Genomic DNA, 19268 nt, shown 5'->3' with positions numbered 1-19268 from the left:
CTTGTTTCCTTTTATAGACTTGTTCTCACATTTTACGGCAATACAGGATTCAGCCAAACCACCCTGCGACAAATTGGTCTAATGGCGCACTTATACAGTAGAATTGCCCGCTGATTCGCGCCCCTGGGCAAACCCGAGAAGTGTTGATGGCCGCAAGAAACCCCATATCGCCAGCCCCCGTGACAATCTCCACTGCCCTGCTGGTGCTGGCGGCGGTCTGTGCGCGCGCTGAGCAGACTGACCGAACGGCTCACCCGATGGACTGGGTACCGGCCCGCGAGTTGCCCGCCGAGGCCCTTGAGCGTTTGCCAGCCGGCTGTTGCGGCGCCTATATCAGCCCCTACACCCCACCTGAAGACGCCGCACCGCTCGACCAAACCCCCATCAATGTCAGGGCGAACCGCTCCAGTGCCAGCGGCGGGCGTGAAATCACGTTGGAGGGGGATGTGGAGCTGCGTCAAGGGCCTCGGCTACTGCAGACGCAAAAAGCGCAACTCAACCAACAAACCCGGGAATTACTCCTGGAAGAGGACATTACTCTCAGAGAAGAGGGGTTGCTCATTCGCGCCGATCGTGCCCGCCTGGTTACCCACAGCGAAGATGCCACTTTGGATAACGCCCGGTTTGTTCTGCACGAGTCGCGGATTCATGGGGAAGCCAGCCGGCTGGAGAAGTTCGGCGAGCGGCTTCTCAAACTCAGCGACGGCAGCCTCAGTACTTGCGAGCCAGACAGCGAATTCTGGCGTCTGCGGGCCGCCGAGCTCGCACTGCACCCGGAGCAAAATTACGGTACCGCCAAACACGCCCGGCTGGAAATCAAGAATGTGCCAGTGCTCTACATCCCCTACATGATTTTTCCTGTGGGCGATGAGCGACAGAGCGGGTTGTTGTTTCCCTCGTTCAGCACCAGTACCAGTAACGGCGTGGAGTACGCCCAGCCGATCTACTGGAACATTGCGCCGCAAATGGACGCCACCTTTACGCCCCGCTACCTGGAAAAGCGCGGCACCCTGCTGGACGCCGAGTTCCGTCACTTGTCGAGCTATTTTGCCACCGACGTGTCCGGTGCCTTTCTGGCCGATGACAAAGGCGGCTACGATCGCCAGGCGGAGAACGACATTGCCTCTGGCGAGTTGACCGAAGAAGAAGCCTACCCCTATAAAGGTGAGGACCGCTGGCTGGTTCAGCTCGAGCAGACCGGCGGGCGCAAATCTAGGCTCAAAACCCGTATCGACTACACCGATGTCAGCGATGTGGATTACTTGCGCGATATCACCAGCAGTGATGTGGACGTGGAATACCAGTCCAGCCTGCAGAAATTTGGCGCGGTCAGTTACGCCAGCGATCACTGGGATCTGGGGGCCAGCGCCCGAGAAACTCGCTACCTGAACGAAGCATCGCAAAGACCTTACAAAGAACTGCCCCATCTCTATGCACGCGGCCGCTATGCGCAGGGTGACTGGTTGCTGAAGCTGGACAACGACTACACGCGCTTTGACCTGGTGAACCACTACCAGCGCCCCACCGACTCACTGGTGGTGGGTGAACGGCTCAACACCGATTATCGCCTTGCCTGGGACAAGCGCTGGCAGTGGGGATTTGTCACCCCCGAGGTAGGCGTCAAGACCCTCAGTTATCAGCTGCAGCAGGCCGACTTTGATACCAGCGGCGCGATGCCAGCCGCTGCGGTGCACAGCGACTCGCCATCGCTGGTCGTGCCTCAAGCCAGCCTGGACGCGGGCTTGTTCTTCGAACGCTTCGGCGAGCTCGGCGGCAGCAGCTTTATACAGACCCTCGAGCCGCGGCTGTTTTACTTTTATAGTGACTACGAGGATCACTCGTCCATCTACCAGCCGCTCAACGACACCAATGCGCCCATCGCCTTTGACACGCGCTACATCACATTTGATTACAACCAATTGTTCCGCACCACGCGCTTTACCGGTGGCGACCGGATCGACGATGCCAACCAGTTGAGTGCCGGCATTACCACCCGCTTTATTTCGGCCCGCACTGGCCAGGAGCGTCTGGCACTCAGCCTCGGGCAGATCTACCGGTTTGATCCGCCCCGCGTGGCCCTGGACCCGGAAAACCAACCCGAATCCGAGCGCTACCGGCAATCGGAATACGCCGGGCGCATCAGTGCAAGGATCTCAGACCGCTTCCGCCTCTCAGGCGATGCCCTTTATGACCAGCACGATCATCAGCTCACCAGCGCCAGTGCCAGCGTCCAGTACGCGGACGACGCCGACCGGCTGCTGAGCCTGACCTACCGTTTCCAGCGCCGGGTAAGCGGCAACGATCTCAACCCGTCCCCGGCGGACGACCGCAGCCTGGATCAATTGGATGTAGGCGCTTTTGTGCCCGTGACCGACAGCTGGAGCCTTTTTGCCCGGGCCAACTACGATTTTACCTTCGACCTGGAACTCGACACCTACGCCGGGCTCGAATACAACGACTGCTGCTACCGGGTGCGCCTGATGTGGCGCGAATGGCTGAATTTTGACTACAACAGCGGCAATCAGCTGGAAACCGTGACAAACAACGATTACGATCGAGGCTACTTTATCGATCTTCAACTCAAGGGGCTGGCCAGCATCAGCGACCGGGTAGGCAGCTTGCTGAGCAAAACCCTGCTTGGCTATGCCGAACGCGAAGACAACTTCCAATAAATTTAGTGAGTGATATGCAAACAACATCCACACCACCCTCTACTCTGCGCCGGGCCTGCATTGGCCTCGCCGGCGCCCTGGCACTTGCTCTGGCCCCTGCCGCCCTGGCGGAAACCCAGATCCTCGACCGGGTGATCGCCGTGGTCAACGACGGCGTTGTCCTGCAAAGTGAATTTGATGCCCGCAAAGGCGCCGTCATGCAGCGCCTGCAGGGGCAGTATGATCAACTGCCCCCCATGGATGTGCTGGATCAGCAGATTCTGGACCAACTGATTCTCGAGCAATTGCAGCTCGAAGAGGCCGCCCGCTATGGGATGGAGGTGTCCGATCAGCAGCTGAATGACACGCTGCAACAAATTATGGCCAACAACGGCATGAGCTCCATGGACGAGCTGGCCGCCAATCTCGCCCAGGACGGAATGACCCTCGCCCACATGCGCGAAAAAATCCGTCGCGACCTGCTGCTTAACCAAGTCCAGCAGGGGGTGGTCAACAGCCGTATTCGCGTCACCGACCAAGAGATCGACAATTTCCTCGCCTCCAGCGATGGCAAGTTTGCCACCTCACCGGATTACCACCTGGGACATATTCTGATCAGCGCCTCATCGTCCGCCAGCCAGGAGGAAGTAGAGGCCGCCAAAGCCGAAGCCGAAAAGCTCTACCAGCAGCTGCAAGAGGGCGCGGACTTTGGCCAACTGGCCATAGGCCACTCCGATGACCAAACGGCTCTGGACGGCGGCGATCTGGGCTGGCGCAAATTGGCGCAATTGCCGGAACTGTTCAGTGAAGTCGTCAGCGGCCTGGAGGTCGGTGAGGTCTCCGAGCCCATTCGCTCAGGTGCTGGCTTTCACCTGCTGAAAAACTTCGAGCAGCGCGGCGGCGGCGAGCAGCTGGTGCAACAGACCAAGGCGCGCCACATTCTGATTAAAACCAGCGAGATCATGGACGACGAAACCGCCCAGGAAAAGCTCACCGAGATAAAACAAAAAATTGAAGACGGCGCCGATTTCGCCGAGATGGCTCGGGAAAACTCCGAAGACATCGGTTCCATGCTCGAAGGCGGCGACCTCGGTTGGGCCAACCCGGGGATGTTCGTGCCGGCCTTTGAAAACGCCATGGCGCAAACCGAAATCGGGGAAATCACCGGCCCGTTCAAGAGCCAATTCGGCTGGCACATCCTGCAGGTCGTGGACCGCCGGCAGGAAGACATGAGCGATCTGGTGGTGCGCAACAAGGCCGCCCAAATGATGCGCGAGCGCCGTTTTAATGAAGAGCTGCAAGTCTGGCAAACCGAGCTCAAAGAAAGCGCTTTTATCGACCTTAAGGACCTCGAGAGCTAATGCGCAAGCCGCCCCTGCGCCTTGCCATCACCCCCGGAGAGCCGGCCGGTATCGGCCCAGATTTGGTGCTGGGCCTGGCCGCCCGCGGAGATGCCAGCGACTGTGTGATCATTGCCGATCCGGACTTGCTCAAAGAACGCGCCCACGCCCTTGGCCTGACAATTGATGTGCGCCTGATCAGTGCCGGGCAAGCTTTTGATCCCGCGCCGGCCGGTTCGCTCAACCTGTTACCGGTCGCACTGCGCGCGCCCACCGAGCCAGGCAAGCTGAACCCGGCCAATGCCCGCTATGTGCTCGACACCCTGGACGCGGCCATCGACGGCTGCACGGCCGGACACTTTGACGCACTGGTCACCGCGCCTGTGCACAAAGGCATTATCAACGACGCCGGTATCACCTTCAGTGGCCATACGGAGTATCTCGCCGAGCGCACTCACACGCCTCTTGTGGTGATGATGCTCGCCACAGAAGGGTTGCGAGTCGCATTGGTGACAACTCATCTGCCGCTGAAAGACGTCGCCAGTGCCATCACGGCTGAGCGATTGGACAGCATTGTGCGTATTCTGCACAGCGATCTGGTGCAAGATTTTGGGATTGCCGAGCCCAGGATTTTGGTGTGCGGCCTCAACCCCCACGCCGGCGAAAGCGGCCACCTGGGACGCGAAGAAATCGACATTATTGAGCCCACTCTGCAGGCATTGCGCGACGAGGGGATGAAGCTTTTCGGCCCACTTCCGGCCGACACCCTGTTCACCCCCAAACATCTGGACAGCGCCGATGCGGTGCTGGCCATGTACCACGATCAAGGGCTGCCGGTTCTCAAGTTCAAGGGCTTTGGCCAAGCGGTCAACATTACTCTGGGGCTGCCCATTATCCGCACGTCGGTCGATCACGGTACGGCTCTGGATCTGGCAGGCACCGGCAAGGCCGATGGCGGCAGCCTCGATACCGCGCTGGACTATGCCCGTCAAATGGCCCGCGCCCGACAATCGAGCAGACTATGAAACACCCGATAACCCCGGGCAATCCACACCGCGCCCGCAAGCGGTTTGGCCAGAATTTTCTGGTGGACCACGCCATCATTAGCCAGATTGCACGCTCAGTGCACCCGCGCGCGGGGGAAATACTGGTGGAAATCGGCCCCGGTCAGGGCGCCCTGACCGAGCCTCTGGCCGAGCGCGCCGAGACCCTGCATGTGATTGAACTGGACCGCGACCTGGTCCCCTGGCTTAAGGTCCGCTTTGAAAAGCACCCTGGTTTTAGCCTGCATCAGGCCGACGCCCTGAAATTTGATTTTGCCGAGCTGGCGGAGCCAGGTAAACCTTTGCGCATAGTCGGCAACCTGCCCTACAACATCTCCACACCCTTGATTTTTCATCTGATCAGCTACGCGGCCCAGGTCAAAGACATGCACTTTATGCTGCAAAAGGAGGTGGTTAAGCGCCTCGCTGCGCAGCCGGGCGAAAAATCCTATGGGCGCCTGACGGTTATGGTGCAGTATTATTGTAAGGTGTCGTGGCTGTTTGACGTGCCGCCGGGCTCCTTTGACCCCGCTCCCAAGGTCGACTCGGCCATTGTCCGACTCGAGCCCTACCATCAGCTCCCCCACGTGGCAAAAAACGTGGCAACACTGGAAAAATTGGTGGCGGCGGCTTTTGGTCAGCGCCGCAAAACTCTGCGCAATGCGTTAAAATCCCTGCTTGAACCCGAGCAGATGGACGGTTTACCGGTTGATACCGGCAAACGCGCTGAGGCGCTGTCCGTTGCCGACTTTGTTGCCCTGAGCGATGCCATAGACGATTTGTTACAAGCCGATGAGTGATATAGACATTGAAGTTGAAACCGGCTATCTGCCGGAGCAATCCGCCCCCGAATTGCGCCGTTACGCCTTTCGCTACACCATCACGATTCATAATCACGGAGAGGAAAGCGCACAACTGATCAGCCGACACTGGCGTATTACCGATGCCGAAGATCAGGTACAGGAAGTGAAAGGAGAAGGTGTGGTGGGCGAACAGCCGAGCATCCCGCCCGGTGGCTACTTTCGTTATACCAGCGGCGCTATCTTGCAAACCCAGGGTGGAACCATGGAGGGCAGCTATCATATGCGCCGCCCCTGTGGCCAGGAATTTGAAGCTGCCATACCCGCCTTCGCCCTAGTGCGTCCGGGCGCACTGCATTAGAGAGCCTATGAGTACCTACGCCATTGGCGACATTCAGGGTTGTCTGCGACCACTGCAGGACCTGCTGGATCAAATTGCCTTTGACCCGTCCAGCGACCGGCTCTGGATCGCGGGCGATATCGTCAATCGCGGCCCCAGCTCGCTGGCGACCCTGCGCTACCTTTACTCATTGGGCGATGCGGTCACAGCCGTGCTCGGTAACCACGACCTGCACTTTATCGCCGTGGCTTACGGGCACAAGAAAAAGAGTTCCTTCGATACTCTGGATCAGCTGCTGCGCGCCAACGACTGCGAAGAACTGATCGACTGGCTGCGTCACTGCAAGCTGTTACACACCGACCGGGCGCTCGGCTATACCATGGTCCATGCCGGTATACCGCCTATTTGGAATCTAACCCAAGCGACGGCGCATGCGCGTGAGGTCGAAGCTGTCCTGCAAAGCGACTATGTCAACGACTTTCTGGCCAACATGTACGGTAACCAACCGGCCAAGTGGAAAAACCGACTCATCGGCAATGAGCGACTGCGGGTGATTACCAACTACTTTACCCGGATGCGCTTTTGTACGCTCGACGGCGAGCTGGAGTTTGAGAACAAAACTGCCACGGGCAAAAGGCACGCCAGCGGTTTTCTACCCTGGTTTGCTCACCCAAGTCATCTGTGTCGCAAAGAGCGTATTGTTTTCGGCCACTGGGCCGCGCTCGAAGGCAAAGCCGATGCCGCCAATGTCACGGCGCTGGATACTGGTTGCGTGTGGGGTGGGTGCCTGACGGCACTGCGTCTCGAAGATGGCAAGCGCTTTCGCACGCGCTGTCCCGGCCAACCCAGTCAAGCTGGCGCCAGCGATTTTCGCTAATTCAGCGCAAGTGAGCCCTTTCGGGGGTTCTCGAAAACGCCTGACTGCCCGCTAGAGCCCGCCGGCGACTTCGGTGCGATTTCGGCCTTTGTCTTTCGCGCGGTACAGTGCCTCGTCCGCACCTTGAAACAAATCCTCAATACTGCTTTTGCCACTGAGCGCGGCCACCCCAAAACTTGCGGTGACCTGCCCCACCTCCTCAAAGTCGTGCTCGGCAATCAACCGGCGGAGCTTCTCGGCAATGTGCGCCGCATAGTTAATGCGGGTATTGCGGCACACCAGCACAAACTCTTCCCCACCCCAGCGGGCAAAGAGATCCGTGGTGCGAATGTGTTCTTTGACCAGAGAGGAGATACCCGCAAGCACGATATCGCCCACGCTGTGACCATAGGTATCGTTGATCTGCTTAAAGTGATCGACGTCCATCATCACAATAGACAGCGGCTTGTGGTCGTGCCGCCACTCCCACAAGCCATGCTTAATGGCCTCTTCAATCCCCTGGCGATTAAACGCCCCCGTGAGCGAGTCGGTTTTGGCAAGGGTTTCCAGCTGCCGACTGCGAGTGTCGAGCAGGGCATTTACCTCTATCAGTTCCTGCTCGCGGATCTTGCGATCGCGCACCTCGCCGGTGAGCACTGCAACCCGGTAAGCCAGAAAGCCCAGAATTACACCCGCCCAGGCGAGAATAATCCCCAAGTACCAATCAGCGGTATCGTAACGTTGTCCCACCAACTCGACTCGGCGCAGGGCAAATCGGTGCTCTCCCAACATATGCCCGGAGCCGGTCTGGATTTCCAGGCTCACCAGATTGTTGAACTGCGGATGACTCAAGTGGGGGGGGATGTTGTGCTCTCGCAACCACCAGTTGGCGACAAAGAAATCATCAAAGCCAAACTCGTAGAAATCCTGGGGCGAGTCGGCGGCAAACTCCACTTGATTGTATTTGGTGGAGGTGTCATCGGCCGCAGAACTGTAGCGACGGTCGAAATTGCGTAAAAATACACGAATGGACGTGTTCACCCCCTCGTAGTCGAGCCAGAGCCGGACTTTTTGGTAGTCGCTCATGTCGATACCACGAGTGCGGCTCTCACCGATAAAAATCTCGAACCCGCAATAGGGGTAAGCCGACCCGGAACGCAGATCACAGCGCCACTCAAATCCCTCCGGGCTTCTGGAGAGAAGTTCCGTGTCCGTGGTACCGCCAGCATTCTTGTCGCCGTACAGGCGGGAATTAAAGTCGGCCGCCGGATCAATGACAAAGGTTTCACGCAGTAACCAATCTCGCCCGAAGATCGCCACAGCGGTCAGCACCACCAATACAAACAGGGTTTTTTCCAAGCGCAGTTTTGCGGCCATGGGGCTTCACCGGGCATTACTCGTTATTATTTATATAGCATATGGCGCTAAAAATAACATAAAAGGTCGGCGGCCTGCCGGGCCGGATGCAAAAAAAGCGTAAAGATTTGCCCGTGCTAAGCACCGGTAGAAAGGACGGCAGCTGGGAGGCAGCTGCCGAAGGGGGGCTCTAGAAATCCAGCTCCCACAGGTCGTCACAACCGAGTTCATCCCTGAGCCGCCGGCGCTCTAGCCGGTCTTCAAGACGGCGGCGCATCTCCAACTGCCGCTGATTACTGTCCTTGGTGTTTGAAGGCAGGGCCTCAGCCTGACCGGCGGAGTCGCCTTCGTCGTCTGTGAAGTTGTCGTCATCGTGGTCTACAGTCATAGCTTTACCTCACACGAAAAGCGCAGCAAACGAGCCACTCAGAAGACGTCGACGCCCTCTGTACTGCTCTTGGGCGCTATTTACCACAATTTTTTGACAGGACAAAGCTTTTTTCTTAGCGTTAGCGTAAGGGTTGTTTGAGCACTATGCTTTATCAAACGACTTTGTTCTGTCAGCGCGCTGGCCCCTGAATACTCTAGGGCATGAAACTGCTATAGTTGCCAGGCCCTCGAGGAGAATGCGGAATTGAAGAGACTATGACATCAAACAACAAAACTTGCGTGGGCTGGCGCGAATGGGTGATGTTTCCGGATTTTGGTCAATTTTATGTCAAGGCCAAAGTCGATACGGGCGCAAAGACCTCCGCACTGCACGCTTTTTTCGTGGAACCGTTTAGCCGCAGTGGCAACGACTGGGTGCGCTTTGGTCTGCATCCAAAACAGCATTCAAACGAGCCGGAGTACATTTGTGAGAGCCCGGTGCTCGACAGACGCACAGTGACCGACTCCGGCGGTCACAAAGAAGAGCGCTACGTGATTGAGACTGCTATCAGTATTGCCGGAAATACCCTGTTGACCGAAATGACCCTGACCAATCGAGAAACCATGCTGTTTCGCATGTTGCTCGGGCGCAATACCCTGAGCGGTCACTTTTTGGTCGACCCCGAATTGTCTTTTCTCTGTGGTGGCGACAAAACCTCAGCCCCAGACACCGAGCGCCGCTAAGACAAAGAGCCGGCGCGACACAAATTAGTTAGGACTCTAAATGAAAATTGCCATTCTATCTCGCAACAGTAAGCTCTACTCCACCCGCCGATTGATCCAGGCCTGCGAGGAGCGCGGCCATGAACCGCATGTAATCGACATATTAAAGTGCTACATGGACATCACTCCTTCCAAGCCGGCTATCTGGTATCGCGGGGTTCAACTCGAAGACTTTGATGCAGTGATTCCACGTATCGGTGCCTCAGTGACTCACTACGGCCTGGCGGTCATTCGGCAGTTTGAAATGATGGGTGTCTACTGTCTGACCGAGTCGGTCGCCCTGGGTCGCTCGCGGGACAAACTACGGGCCCTGCAGCTGTTGTCGCGCAAAGGCATCGGTATGCCGCGAACCAGTTTTGCGCACAATGTTCACAACACCAAAGAGCTGATCCAGCTGGTTGGCGGCGCGCCGCTGGTGGTCAAGCTCTGTGAAGGCACTCAGGGCCGCGGCGTAGTGCTGGCCGAGACAGCCAAAGCCGCCGAGAGTGTTATCGAGGCCTTTAGAGAGCTGCGCGCCGAGTTTCTGGTCCAGGAGTTCATCAAAGAGGCCGGCGGTAGCGACATCCGCTGCCTGGTGATAGGCAATAAAGTCATCGCCGCCATGCAGCGCACCGCACCGGAGGGGGAGTTTCGCTCCAACCTTCACAGAGGCGGCAGTGCCCAATTGGTAAAACTGCGGCCCAACGAACGCAGCACGGCCATCAAGGCGGCCCAGACCATGGGACTGAAAATCGCTGGGGTGGACATCCTGCGTTCATCGCGCGGCCCCTTGACGATGGAGGTCAACTCATCACCTGGGCTTGAGGGTATCGAGGGCGCCACTGGCCGCGATGTCGCCAGCGCGATCGTCCAATACATCGAAGAGAATGCCCGTCCCCACAACAACCGCACAAAGGGAAAAGGCTAGTGCCCAATAAAACCGTCTGCATCGGCGGGGAACAGATCGCACCCGGAGAAAGCCGCACTGTGGACATCCCACTGGCTGCAATGTACACACACACGGACGTGGGCCTGACCGTTCATGTGATTAACGGCAAGCGCCCCGGCCCCTGCCTGCTACTGACTGCCGTCGTGCATGGCGATGAAATCAACGGGGTGGAAATTATCCGGCGGGTGCTCGGCATTCGCGAATTGGCGAAACTGCGCGGCACCTTACTGGCGATTCCCGTGGTCAACGTGCACGGTTTTCTCAATCAGTCGCGCTACCTGCCCGACGGCCGCGACCTGAACCGCAGCTTTCCCGGAAGCCAGAAAGGGTCGCTGGCCGGGCGAGTCGCCTATACCTTGGCCAACGAAATACTCGGTCACTGCACCCATTGCATCGATCTACACACAGGCGCACGCCACCGCACCAACCTGCCGCAAGTGCGCGTGGACTTGTCGCAGGAGGAGACGCGCGACCTGGCCGTTGCCTTCGGCTCGCCGGTGGTGCTCGATGCCAAACTCAGGGAAGGCTCCCTGCGTCAGGCGGCCGCCGACCAGCAAATCCCGCTGCTTCTCTACGAAGCCGGTGAAGCCCTGCGTTTCGATGAATTCAGTATTCGGGCCGGTACTCGGGGAGTGATTAACGTGATGCGCGAGCTGGAAATGCTACCGCGCAAAAGCCGCTCGAAAAAGCCCTCCGACGTGGCCATTGCAGACGACAGCCGCTGGGTGCGCGCGCCCTGCAGCGGGGTGATGCGCACCATGGTCAGGCTCGGCGCCCGGGTCAAGAAAAAGACCATACTGGCCTATATCACCGATCCGGTCGGGCTGACCCAAGTACCCGTATATTCACCGGCCGAGGCCATTGTTATCGGGCTGACCAACCTACCTCTAATTCATGAGGGCGAAGCGCTGTTTCACCTGGCGAACTACAGCAAGCAAATCCACCAGGTGGCAGATCAGGTAGTGAGCTTTCACGATACTTTCGGTACCGCAGAGGATGAGGACGAGCCCTTTTTTATCGGTGAGGACGATTCACTGGAAAATTGACCGCGCTTTAAAGCCTTGGGCTGAGCCTAGGCAAAATCTTGCAGCGATACGACATTCCCGCCAAAATCAAATTCGCCCCGCGCGGTAAAATGACTGACAAACTGCGCGGCCGCCATGGGCTTGGCGTAGTAGAAACCTTGAGCCTGATCACAGCCCTGTTCGCACAGCCATTTGACCTGATGTTCCTGCTCCACGCCCTCGGCCACCACAGTCAATTGCATATTGTGCGCGAGTCCAATAATCGACTTGGCGATAGCGGCATCGTTTTGGTCCAGGGGTAAGTCGTGGATAAAGCTGCTGTCGATTTTTAACTTATCGATGGGAAAACGCTTGAGATAAGCCAGAGAAGAATAGCCGGTGCCGAAATCGTCAATCGACAATTGCAGCCCCATCTGGTTGAGTTGGTTGAGCTGGTTAATGGTTTCACTGGCATGCTCCATGGCGCAGCTTTCGGTAATTTCCAGCTCCAGATACTGAGCGGGCAAGCCCGTTTCACGCAAGACGCTGGCGACTTTGCCCGGAAAGTCGCGCTGGCGAAACTGACGGGTAGACAAGTTTACCGCCATTTGCGGCACATTAAGGCCCGCGTCAATCCAACTTTTTTGCTGCTGACAGGCCGCTTTTAATACCCACTCCCCCAGAGGTACGATCAAACCCGTTTCCTCTGCCAGAGGGATAAAGTGTGCCGGGGAGACCAGCCCCCGCTCGGGGTGTTGCCAGCGCACCAAGGCTTCCACACCGGTCAGAGCGCCGCTCGCCAGGTCGATTTGCGGCTGGTAATGCAGGATCAGTTGGTCTTGCTCAATGCCTCGGCGCAGATCGTTCTCCAGCAGCAAGAAGTTAACCGCCGAGGCGCTCATACCCTTGGCGTAAAACTGACAGTTGTTTTTGCCAGCCTCCTTGGCTTTATACATGGCAATGTCGGCGTTTTTTAATAGCTCGTCGGTGTCTTCACCATCGGTGGGATAAACGCTGATCCCGATACTGGCGGTAATAGAAATATCGTGACCGGCGATCTCCATTGGTCTGGACAGTTGGGCCAGCAACTTATTGGCGACAAAACGCACGTCTTCAAGGTCATGCACACCCTCAAGTAGCACCACAAACTCATCACCACCGAGGCGGGCCACAGTATCCATATCGCGCACGCCGTCGTTCAAACGACCGGCAATAGCTTTCAGAAGAAGGTCGCCCGAATCGTGCCCGAGGCTGTCGTTGATGTTTTTGAAACGGTCCACATCCAACAGCATCAGAGCCAGCTTACTGCTGGCGCGCTGGGCACGGGCGATACCGTGGTTGATCCGGTCGTAGAACAAGGAGCGATTGGGCAAAGAGGTCAAAGCGTCGTGAAAGGCCAGGTAATTCAGCCGTGACTGCTGCTCGCGCAAGGCGCTCTCCGCGAGTTTGCGATCTGACACATCGGTGCATATGGTGCAGACCCCAAAGACTTCCTCGCTCTTGTCACTCAGGGGAAACTTGACCATCAGGTAAGTGTGCAAACTGCCGTCTTTATGCAGTAGCTCCACTTCGGTTTCAAACGGCCTGCCACTGTCGAGCGCCGCAGCCTCTACCGATTTGAGTGACTCAACCAGCTCCTTGGGGTAAATATCGTAAGCGTTTTTGCCGATCAAAGAACCGTCTTCAATATTGGCTAGCTGCTTGTAGTGGTCGCTGGCCATGACGACATTGCCGTTGAGATCTTTCACCGCGATTAACGCCGGCGAGTAGCGCAGGATGGCATTGAGGTAGGTTTCACTCGCCCAGAGTGCCCGCTCCGTCATGCGGCTGCGCTCGCTCTGTTCGGCGAAACGCTGCATATCCAGCATCTGCCGCGCCACCAGCGAACTGATCAGCCAGACGGGCTCAAGTTCCTGGACCAAGGCCGAGAGTTCTGCCGCATCCAGACTGGCCTCTATATAAAAGGCGGCTATGGTTTGGCCACACTCCTCGATCGGTTGCAGCATGGCGCTTTGGTAAGTGCCGCCCGGCAATTGTTCAGGATCGAAGTAGACAGGCTCGCCCCGCCCATAGGCACGCTCGATAAGGTCGACCGGCAGGTTGCGAGAGTTGGATAATGGCGAGCTCAGACCACGCGGCTCGACATTGCCGGCGGCATCGCGCCGGGCCAGAGCCTCGAGTAACAGATTGCCGTCGTTGTCCAGCACAACGGCTACGCGGGTAATGCCCGACCGACCGGCTACCATGCCCGCCAGGCGCTCCGCTATCTGCTTATGATTCAGCCGCTTAAACAACTGCTGATACTTTTTAATCAGCTCAGCGGCACTTTGTTTTTGTTGCATACCTTCCCACAGCAGACGAACATTTCGCAATGCTTCCACCCCGGCGATCCAAACACGCTCAGCCCTAATATGGCCAGAGGCGCTGTCGCAACAAGCGAGAGCGGAAGACTGTAACGCTACCTTGCTCTGTGGCGATACCAGCCGAAGCCGGTTACCCCCAATTTTCCTTACCCCGACATTCGAAGAGCCGGCCACGCTGACGTCTGGATCTATCAGTAACAGGCGTCGACAAGAGGCTGGCCTGGGGCACTGTTATGCCTAAGTCATTCTTTATGAGGGCTATTAATAACCCCAATTTATTAGAATACACCCGAGGACGCAAGCGCCGGCCTGAAAGTATTTTTACTTCGTCTATTTTATGCGCATAAAACGTCCAGCAGAGCCTCAGGCATTAGACTGATTGGCACTTAAAGCAACAAAAAAACGACTTTTAGCCTATAAAAAGAAGATTAACGTGCCATTTTGGGCGATCAAAGGGCCTTATGAGTGGCGTATGGCAATAAGCGCTCGCGTCAGAGGAAGGCAGCGGTTAAAAAACGACCCCATCTGACGCTATACTCACTTTGAGTACCTCTTTATAAAGCAATAACCATAATCAAGCGGCAAAACAGGGACGATCCCGCCACACTAAACACCGGGATCCACACATGAAAAAGCAGGTTCCATTTGTTGGCGAAGAATTTTTCTCCCGCGATGCAGCAACTTCGCAAGAGGGCAGCGACAGCGAATTGATCGAGCAGTTGCTGGAGGCTGAGCTGGAAAACAGCAGCTGGGATGATCTGGTCCCAGCCAGCGCCAAGGCGCGCAATACCCGGGTGCGCGCGAGTGTCACCCGCCCGGAAGGTAAGCCTCGGGAGCAGCCTAGCGCTTCGAAGACACGGATCGATTGGCGTCCGATCAACAATGGCCACAGCATTAAAATCAGTGTGCACGGCAACATCGATCTAGCCGCCATGCGCCAATGGCGCCAGCTGCTGCGCGAAACGGCGGGCAATGGCGTGCACCAGTTCGAATTTGATTTGCGCGAAACCGAGGTACTGAGCCTGGCCGGCTTGGCCATGCTGCTGCTGTTCAAAGACAATAAACAGGCGGGCAGCCGGGATATCAGCCTCAACCAATGCAATCGCAGCCTTTACCAGCGCCTATCCTGGAGCGGGCTGACCCGCGAGTTTATCGTGCGCCCACGGCGGGATTTGTAGAATAGCTCAGCTGGACATAATTCTGTCGAGGGCGGCCAGCAGTGCCTGCATATCACTGTCTGAGCCAATACTGATCCGCAGGTAATCGCTGATTCTGGGTTTGTTGAAATAGCGCACCAGTATTTTCTCACGCCTCAGCGCTTCTGCCAGTGACTCCGCGCTCAGTGACTCTGGGGGGCGAGCCAACAAAAAGTTAGCCTTGGACGGTAAAACCTCAAATCCGCGCTCACGCAAACCCTGCTCGGTTTCCTTGCGGGTGCTGATCACCTTTCGGCAACACTCATCGAAATAGTCACGGTCTTGCATGGCGGCGGTCGCCGCCAGCTGGGCGATGGCATCCAGAGGGTAGGAATTAAAGGAGTTCTTTACCCGTTCCAGTGCGTCGATGAGCGAGGGCTGACCGATGGCAAAGCCGACGCGCATACCCGCCAGAGCACGGGATTTGGAAAAGGTCTGCACCACCAACAGGTTATCGTAGCGCGAAACCAACTCCACCGCAGAGCGCGCACCGAAATCCACGTAAGCCTCATCGACCACCACCAGTGACTCGGTGTTATCCCGCAGCAGAGACTCGATCTGCTCAAGAGGTGTTTCCAGCCCCGTCGGCGCGTTGGGGTTGGGAAAAATAATACCGCCGTTGCTTTGGCGATAATCCGCGAGGTCGATGCGAAAGTCGTCCGCCAAAGGCAGGATTTTTGCCTCGATTCCGAACAGCTCGCAGTACACCGGGTAGAAGCCGTAGGTGATGTCCGGATACAAAATGGGTTCTGGCTGCTGGAAAAACGCCATAAAAGTCTGCGCCAAAACTTCATCTGAGCTGTTGCCCGCAAACACGTAGTCAGGCTCCACGCCGTAATATTCAGCGATAGCGCCGCGCAGGGCACTGGCGTTGGGGTCCGGATAGTAGCGCAACCGCTGGATAACACTGCGGGTGATGACATCAACCACGCTCGGAGATGGCGGGTAAGGACTCTCATTGGTATTGAGTTTTATCAACCCTTCCACCTGCGGCTGCTCGCCGGGCACATAGGGCTCAATGGTGCGAACCACGTCACTCCAGTATTTGGTCATGGGGACTCCGGGAAAACAAAAGCGCAAGTATATCGCGTTCAGCGTTCAGCGTTCAGCGTTCAGCGTTCAGCGTTCAGCGTTCAGCGTTCAGCGTTCAGCGTTCAGCGTTCAGCGTTCAGCGTTCAGCGTTCAGCGTTCAGCGTTCAGCGCGATTATACGTTATCATCCTCGGCCTCAGTGATGACTGCCCGAGGAAGCCCCATGTTTGACCGTCTACCCCGCCTTAATCCCGACCCTATTCTCGGGTTGAGTGCCGCCTATCGCAGTGACCCCAACCCCCTCAAAGTCGACCTGGGTGTCGGCGTCTACAAAACCGAAGCGGGGGAAACACCGGTACTGGCTTGTGTCAGTCAGGCGGAGGCCGCCTTGCTCGAAGAACAGACCACCAAAGTCTACACCCCCCCTGCCGGTATTGAAGGCGCCAATCGCGCCGCCGCGCAATTGGCTTTCGGCGCAGATCACAGCGTTTTAACTGACGGCCGGGTCGCCACTGTGCAAACCCCCGGGGGTTGTGGCGCCTTGAGGTTAGCGGCCGAATTGATTGCCAAGGCAAAACCCGATGCCCGCGTCTGGGTAAGCACCCCCACCTGGGCCAATCACATCCCGTTGCTCGGCAGTGCAGGACTTACCCTGCGCGAATATCCCTATTATGACTTTGAGCGCCACTGCATTGACTTTGATGCCATGTATTCTGCGCTGGAGCACGCCGGCAAGGACGACCTCGTGCTCTTGCATGCTTGCTGCCATAACCCCAGCGGCGCCGACCTGACTCAGGCGCAGTGGCAGGCCCTGACCGAGCTGGCCGAGACTCGCGGATTTACCCCGTTTATCGATATGGCCTACCAAGGCTTTGGCCAGGGATTAGAAGAGGATGCATTCGGCTTGAGGCTGATGGCAGAGCGACTGCCAGAACTGGTACTGGCCACCTCCTTTTCGAAAAACCTGGGCCTGTATCGCGAGCGAGCGGGCAGCCTGAGCATTGTCAGCAACAGCCCCACGGGAGCGGAGGCGGTACTCAGTCAGACGCTAAGCCTGGCTCGGGGTCTTTACTCCATGCCGCCATCTCATGGCGCCGCTATCGTCGAGCGGGTGTATCACGACGACGCATTGCGCGGCTTGTGGCTGAGCGAACTGGCCCAAATGCGCGAACGTATTCACTCACTGCGAGAGAAACTGGTGCAGGCACTCAACAGCCGCCAGTCACAACGCGACTTTGGCTTCATCGCGCACGAACAGGGTATGTTTAGCTTTCTCGGGCTCAGCCAACCACAGGTAGCGCGCCTGAAAAGCGAGTTCAGCGTGTATATGACGGACAACAGCCGGATTAACCTGGCGGGTATTAACACGAGTAACCTCGAGTACGCGGCGGACGCCATCAGCGCCGTTCTCTGAGGCTGAGGGCGAAGTGCAGGCAAGGATGCCAGAGAGCGGCCTTCTATAGAGGCTGCCGTTTTATGCCAATTCGGCATATTTCGCCACATTCAAGAACATGTGATAAACGTCTACTATTAAAGGACTTCTGATGTTTTGATCGGGCGAGCGGAGCAAACGTGGCACAGCACTACTATCTGGAAGGCTATACAGGGGACAGCCTGCGCTCACGCCGCTATGAATTGATCAAATTCCCATCGGTGGTCGGTCGCCACGCCGACTGTGATTTGCAACTGAACATGGAGAGTATTTCCCGCCAGCACGCCCGCTTTGAACTCTCGGGGGATAAACTGATCCTCACCGACCTCGGCAGCACCAATGGCACGTTCGTCAACCGTCAGTGCATCAAGCGGCCCACTGAAATCGAAGCCGGTTTTGTGTTGCATCTGGGTGATCACGAGTTTCGCCTGATGGTCGAACTGGCGCCGCAAACCCAGGCGGCGCGTGACTCCACCCGCGTCGGCATCGGCAATCTGCCCAATCAGTTTCCCCTGCACACCCGCGAGTTCTTTGAGCTGCTGCAAAGACGCCAGGTGCGCGGATTCAAACAGCTGATTGCCAAAAACGACGGCTCGCCGTTCGCCTTTGAGTTGCTGGGGCGCGGCACTCATCCGGTACTGGGTGAGAGCCCTGGCGCACTGTTCAATCTCGCCGAAACGCTCGACTCGGAAGTCGCTCTCAGCCGCCTGTTTCGCGAATGCTGTTTTGAAGACGCGGCCAGGGCCAACCTCCAGGTACCTCTGTTCTTTAACACACACCCCAGTGAATCCAATGACTTTGACACCCTACTGGCGGAACTCACCCGATTGCGGACGCTCTTTCCCAGACTGCAGCTGATCTTTGAAGTGCATGAGGCGGCCATTACTGATCTGGACGCCATGGCCGAGGTGCGCCGCTCCCTGAACCACTTGAATATTGGCCTCGCCTACGACGACTTCGGCGCCGGCCAGGCCCGCTTACTGGAGGTCGTGGAAGTACCACCGGATTACCTGAAATTTGATATTGCCCTGGTGCGCAATCTGGACAGCCCCAACAGCGGCCGCTACCAGTTACTTTCCACCCTCAACAGCCTGATCAGCGGTCTGGGCATTAAAACCCTCGCCGAAGGCGTGGAAACCGAGCAAACCGCTCAGTTGTGCCGGGACATCGGTATCGACTTTATTCAGGGTTTTCTCTACGGCAGACCAGAGCCGATTATTGAGGACTAGTTGTCTCTTCCGGTGGCGCCAATGCAGGCTCGCCATTCACTTTCAGAACAGCGCGCTGCAGCATCAGTGAGTTCGGGTAAGTGACAGTATTATCGTCGTCCAGGCGGACGATAACGTGAAACATGGTAATCTCGGTAATGACGCCGCACAATTTGGCATCGGGGTCCAACACTTGAATACGGTCACCTACCCGGTAGGGAAAACCAAAAAAGATAATCACGCTGGCAGTGATGTTGCTCAAAATGGACCACTGCGCGAAAAGCGCAATACCCACTACCGCAAAAATAGACGATAAGAATAAGGCGACGTCGCCATACCCCAGCCCCATCAAAAGGCAGATTACTGCGACAACGCAAAACAGCAGGGCAAATCGGGTAATCTTGGTAATGTACTCCACCCGAAACTCGCTGACAGATCGCTTGGCCGCCAAATCGCGCACCAGGCGCTCCACCAGGCGGGACATCAGCAAAAAGAAAACGATGCAACAGCTAATCAACAACACTTTTAGCACTGGCTTACTCCTAGGAACACTTGTACTCTAGCATCA

The 19268-nt window shown here is 57.1% G+C and carries 17 protein-coding genes; 12 read left to right on the top strand and 5 right to left on the bottom strand.

All coding sequences use genetic code 11. The features are described 5' to 3' along the window. Nucleotides 1–179 precede the first annotated feature (179 nt). The 6 genes from QWI16_RS15380 to QWI16_RS15355 are packed head-to-tail and all read left to right on the top strand — an operon-like array spanning nucleotide 180 to nucleotide 7051. A complete protein-coding gene (locus QWI16_RS15380; protein WP_302714407.1) occupies nucleotides 180–2672 on the top strand; it encodes an LPS-assembly protein LptD in 2493 nt (830 codons plus the stop codon). Between the two features lie 14 nt (nucleotides 2673–2686). Continuing rightward, nucleotides 2687–4012, top strand: a complete 1326-nt coding sequence (locus tag QWI16_RS15375; RefSeq protein ID WP_302714406.1) for a peptidylprolyl isomerase — start codon at nucleotides 2687–2689, stop codon at nucleotides 4010–4012. After that, nucleotides 4012–5016 (top strand): 4-hydroxythreonine-4-phosphate dehydrogenase PdxA, encoded by a 1005-nt coding sequence (gene pdxA, locus QWI16_RS15370; RefSeq protein WP_302714404.1) that lies wholly within the window; start codon nucleotides 4012–4014, stop codon nucleotides 5014–5016. Before QWI16_RS15375 ends, pdxA begins: the two co-directional genes overlap by 1 nt. Then, nucleotides 5013–5834 carry a 16S rRNA (adenine(1518)-N(6)/adenine(1519)-N(6))-dimethyltransferase RsmA gene (gene rsmA / locus QWI16_RS15365; protein ID WP_302714403.1) on the top strand — a complete coding sequence of 274 codons (822 nt, stop codon included), beginning with the start codon at nucleotides 5013–5015 and terminating at the stop codon, nucleotides 5832–5834. Before pdxA ends, rsmA begins: the two co-directional genes overlap by 4 nt. Beyond that, nucleotides 5827–6195, top strand: a complete 369-nt coding sequence (apaG, locus tag QWI16_RS15360; RefSeq protein ID WP_302714401.1) for a Co2+/Mg2+ efflux facilitator ApaG/CorD — start codon at nucleotides 5827–5829, stop codon at nucleotides 6193–6195. Before rsmA ends, apaG begins: the two co-directional genes overlap by 8 nt. Before the next feature lie 7 nt (nucleotides 6196–6202). Beyond that, nucleotides 6203–7051, top strand: coding sequence for a symmetrical bis(5'-nucleosyl)-tetraphosphatase (locus QWI16_RS15355; RefSeq protein WP_302714399.1), 849 nt, complete (start codon nucleotides 6203–6205; stop codon nucleotides 7049–7051). A gap of 51 nt (nucleotides 7052–7102) precedes the next feature. Here QWI16_RS15355 and QWI16_RS15350 read toward each other — a convergent pair whose 3' ends face one another. Continuing rightward, nucleotides 7103–8407, bottom strand: coding sequence for a GGDEF domain-containing protein (locus tag QWI16_RS15350; RefSeq protein ID WP_302714397.1), 1305 nt, complete (start codon nucleotides 8405–8407; stop codon nucleotides 7103–7105). A 169-nt stretch (nucleotides 8408–8576) separates the two neighbouring features. Next, nucleotides 8577–8774 carry a PA3496 family putative envelope integrity protein gene (locus QWI16_RS15345; RefSeq protein ID WP_302714395.1) on the bottom strand — a complete coding sequence of 66 codons (198 nt, stop codon included), beginning with the start codon at nucleotides 8772–8774 and terminating at the stop codon, nucleotides 8577–8579. A gap of 257 nt (nucleotides 8775–9031) precedes the next feature. Here QWI16_RS15345 and QWI16_RS15340 point away from each other — a divergent pair, with 257 nt between their 5' ends. Genes QWI16_RS15340 through QWI16_RS15330 form a run of 3 tightly spaced genes read left to right on the top strand, consistent with a single transcriptional unit; the run spans nucleotide 9032 to nucleotide 11512 of the window. Further along, nucleotides 9032–9499: an ATP-dependent zinc protease family protein gene (locus QWI16_RS15340; RefSeq protein ID WP_302714392.1), complete on the top strand. Its 468-nt coding sequence runs from the start codon at nucleotides 9032–9034 to the stop codon at nucleotides 9497–9499. Nucleotides 9500–9539: 40 nt separating this feature from the next. Next, nucleotides 9540–10445, top strand: a complete 906-nt coding sequence (gene rimK / locus QWI16_RS15335; protein WP_302714391.1) for a 30S ribosomal protein S6--L-glutamate ligase — start codon at nucleotides 9540–9542, stop codon at nucleotides 10443–10445. Further along, nucleotides 10445–11512, top strand: a complete 1068-nt coding sequence (locus QWI16_RS15330; protein WP_302714390.1) for a succinylglutamate desuccinylase/aspartoacylase family protein — start codon at nucleotides 10445–10447, stop codon at nucleotides 11510–11512. The genes rimK and QWI16_RS15330 overlap by 1 nt, the downstream gene beginning before the upstream one ends. 26 nt (nucleotides 11513–11538) lie before the next feature. Here the strand turns inward: QWI16_RS15330 and QWI16_RS15325 are convergent, their stop codons facing one another. Continuing rightward, the gene (locus tag QWI16_RS15325; RefSeq protein ID WP_302714389.1) at nucleotides 11539–13812 is read right to left on the bottom strand and encodes a putative bifunctional diguanylate cyclase/phosphodiesterase; all 2274 of its coding nucleotides are present in this window, start codon (nucleotides 13810–13812) and stop codon (nucleotides 11539–11541) included. A gap of 647 nt (nucleotides 13813–14459) precedes the next feature. Between QWI16_RS15325 and QWI16_RS15320 the strand changes: the two genes are divergently transcribed. Then, complete coding sequence (locus QWI16_RS15320; protein WP_302714388.1) at nucleotides 14460–15011, top strand: STAS domain-containing protein; 552 nt, start codon at nucleotides 14460–14462, stop codon at nucleotides 15009–15011. A gap of 6 nt (nucleotides 15012–15017) precedes the next feature. On the opposite strand, the gene hisC is transcribed toward QWI16_RS15320, so the two are convergent. After that, on the bottom strand, nucleotides 15018–16082 hold the full coding sequence (hisC, locus tag QWI16_RS15315; protein WP_302714387.1) for a histidinol-phosphate transaminase: 1065 nt from the start codon (nucleotides 16080–16082) through the stop codon (nucleotides 15018–15020). A gap of 201 nt (nucleotides 16083–16283) precedes the next feature. On the opposite strand from hisC, the gene QWI16_RS15310 reads away from it, so the two are divergent. After that, a complete protein-coding gene (locus QWI16_RS15310; protein ID WP_302714386.1) occupies nucleotides 16284–17474 on the top strand; it encodes an amino acid aminotransferase in 1191 nt (396 codons plus the stop codon). A 158-nt stretch (nucleotides 17475–17632) separates the two neighbouring features. Then, nucleotides 17633–18721, top strand: coding sequence for an EAL domain-containing protein (locus QWI16_RS15305; protein ID WP_302714385.1), 1089 nt, complete (start codon nucleotides 17633–17635; stop codon nucleotides 18719–18721). Here QWI16_RS15305 and QWI16_RS15300 read toward each other — a convergent pair. Next, nucleotides 18708–19232 carry a mechanosensitive ion channel domain-containing protein gene (locus QWI16_RS15300; protein ID WP_302714384.1) on the bottom strand — a complete coding sequence of 175 codons (525 nt, stop codon included), beginning with the start codon at nucleotides 19230–19232 and terminating at the stop codon, nucleotides 18708–18710. The genes QWI16_RS15305 and QWI16_RS15300 overlap by 14 nt on opposite strands. Nucleotides 19233–19268 lie beyond the last annotated feature (36 nt).

It is taken from the genome of Gilvimarinus algae, assembly GCF_030518215.1.
Classification (GTDB): Bacteria; Pseudomonadota; Gammaproteobacteria; order Pseudomonadales; family Cellvibrionaceae; genus Gilvimarinus; species Gilvimarinus algae.
The sequence above is the reverse complement of the archived record's forward strand: the minus strand, read 5'-3'. Positions and strand labels throughout refer to the sequence as shown.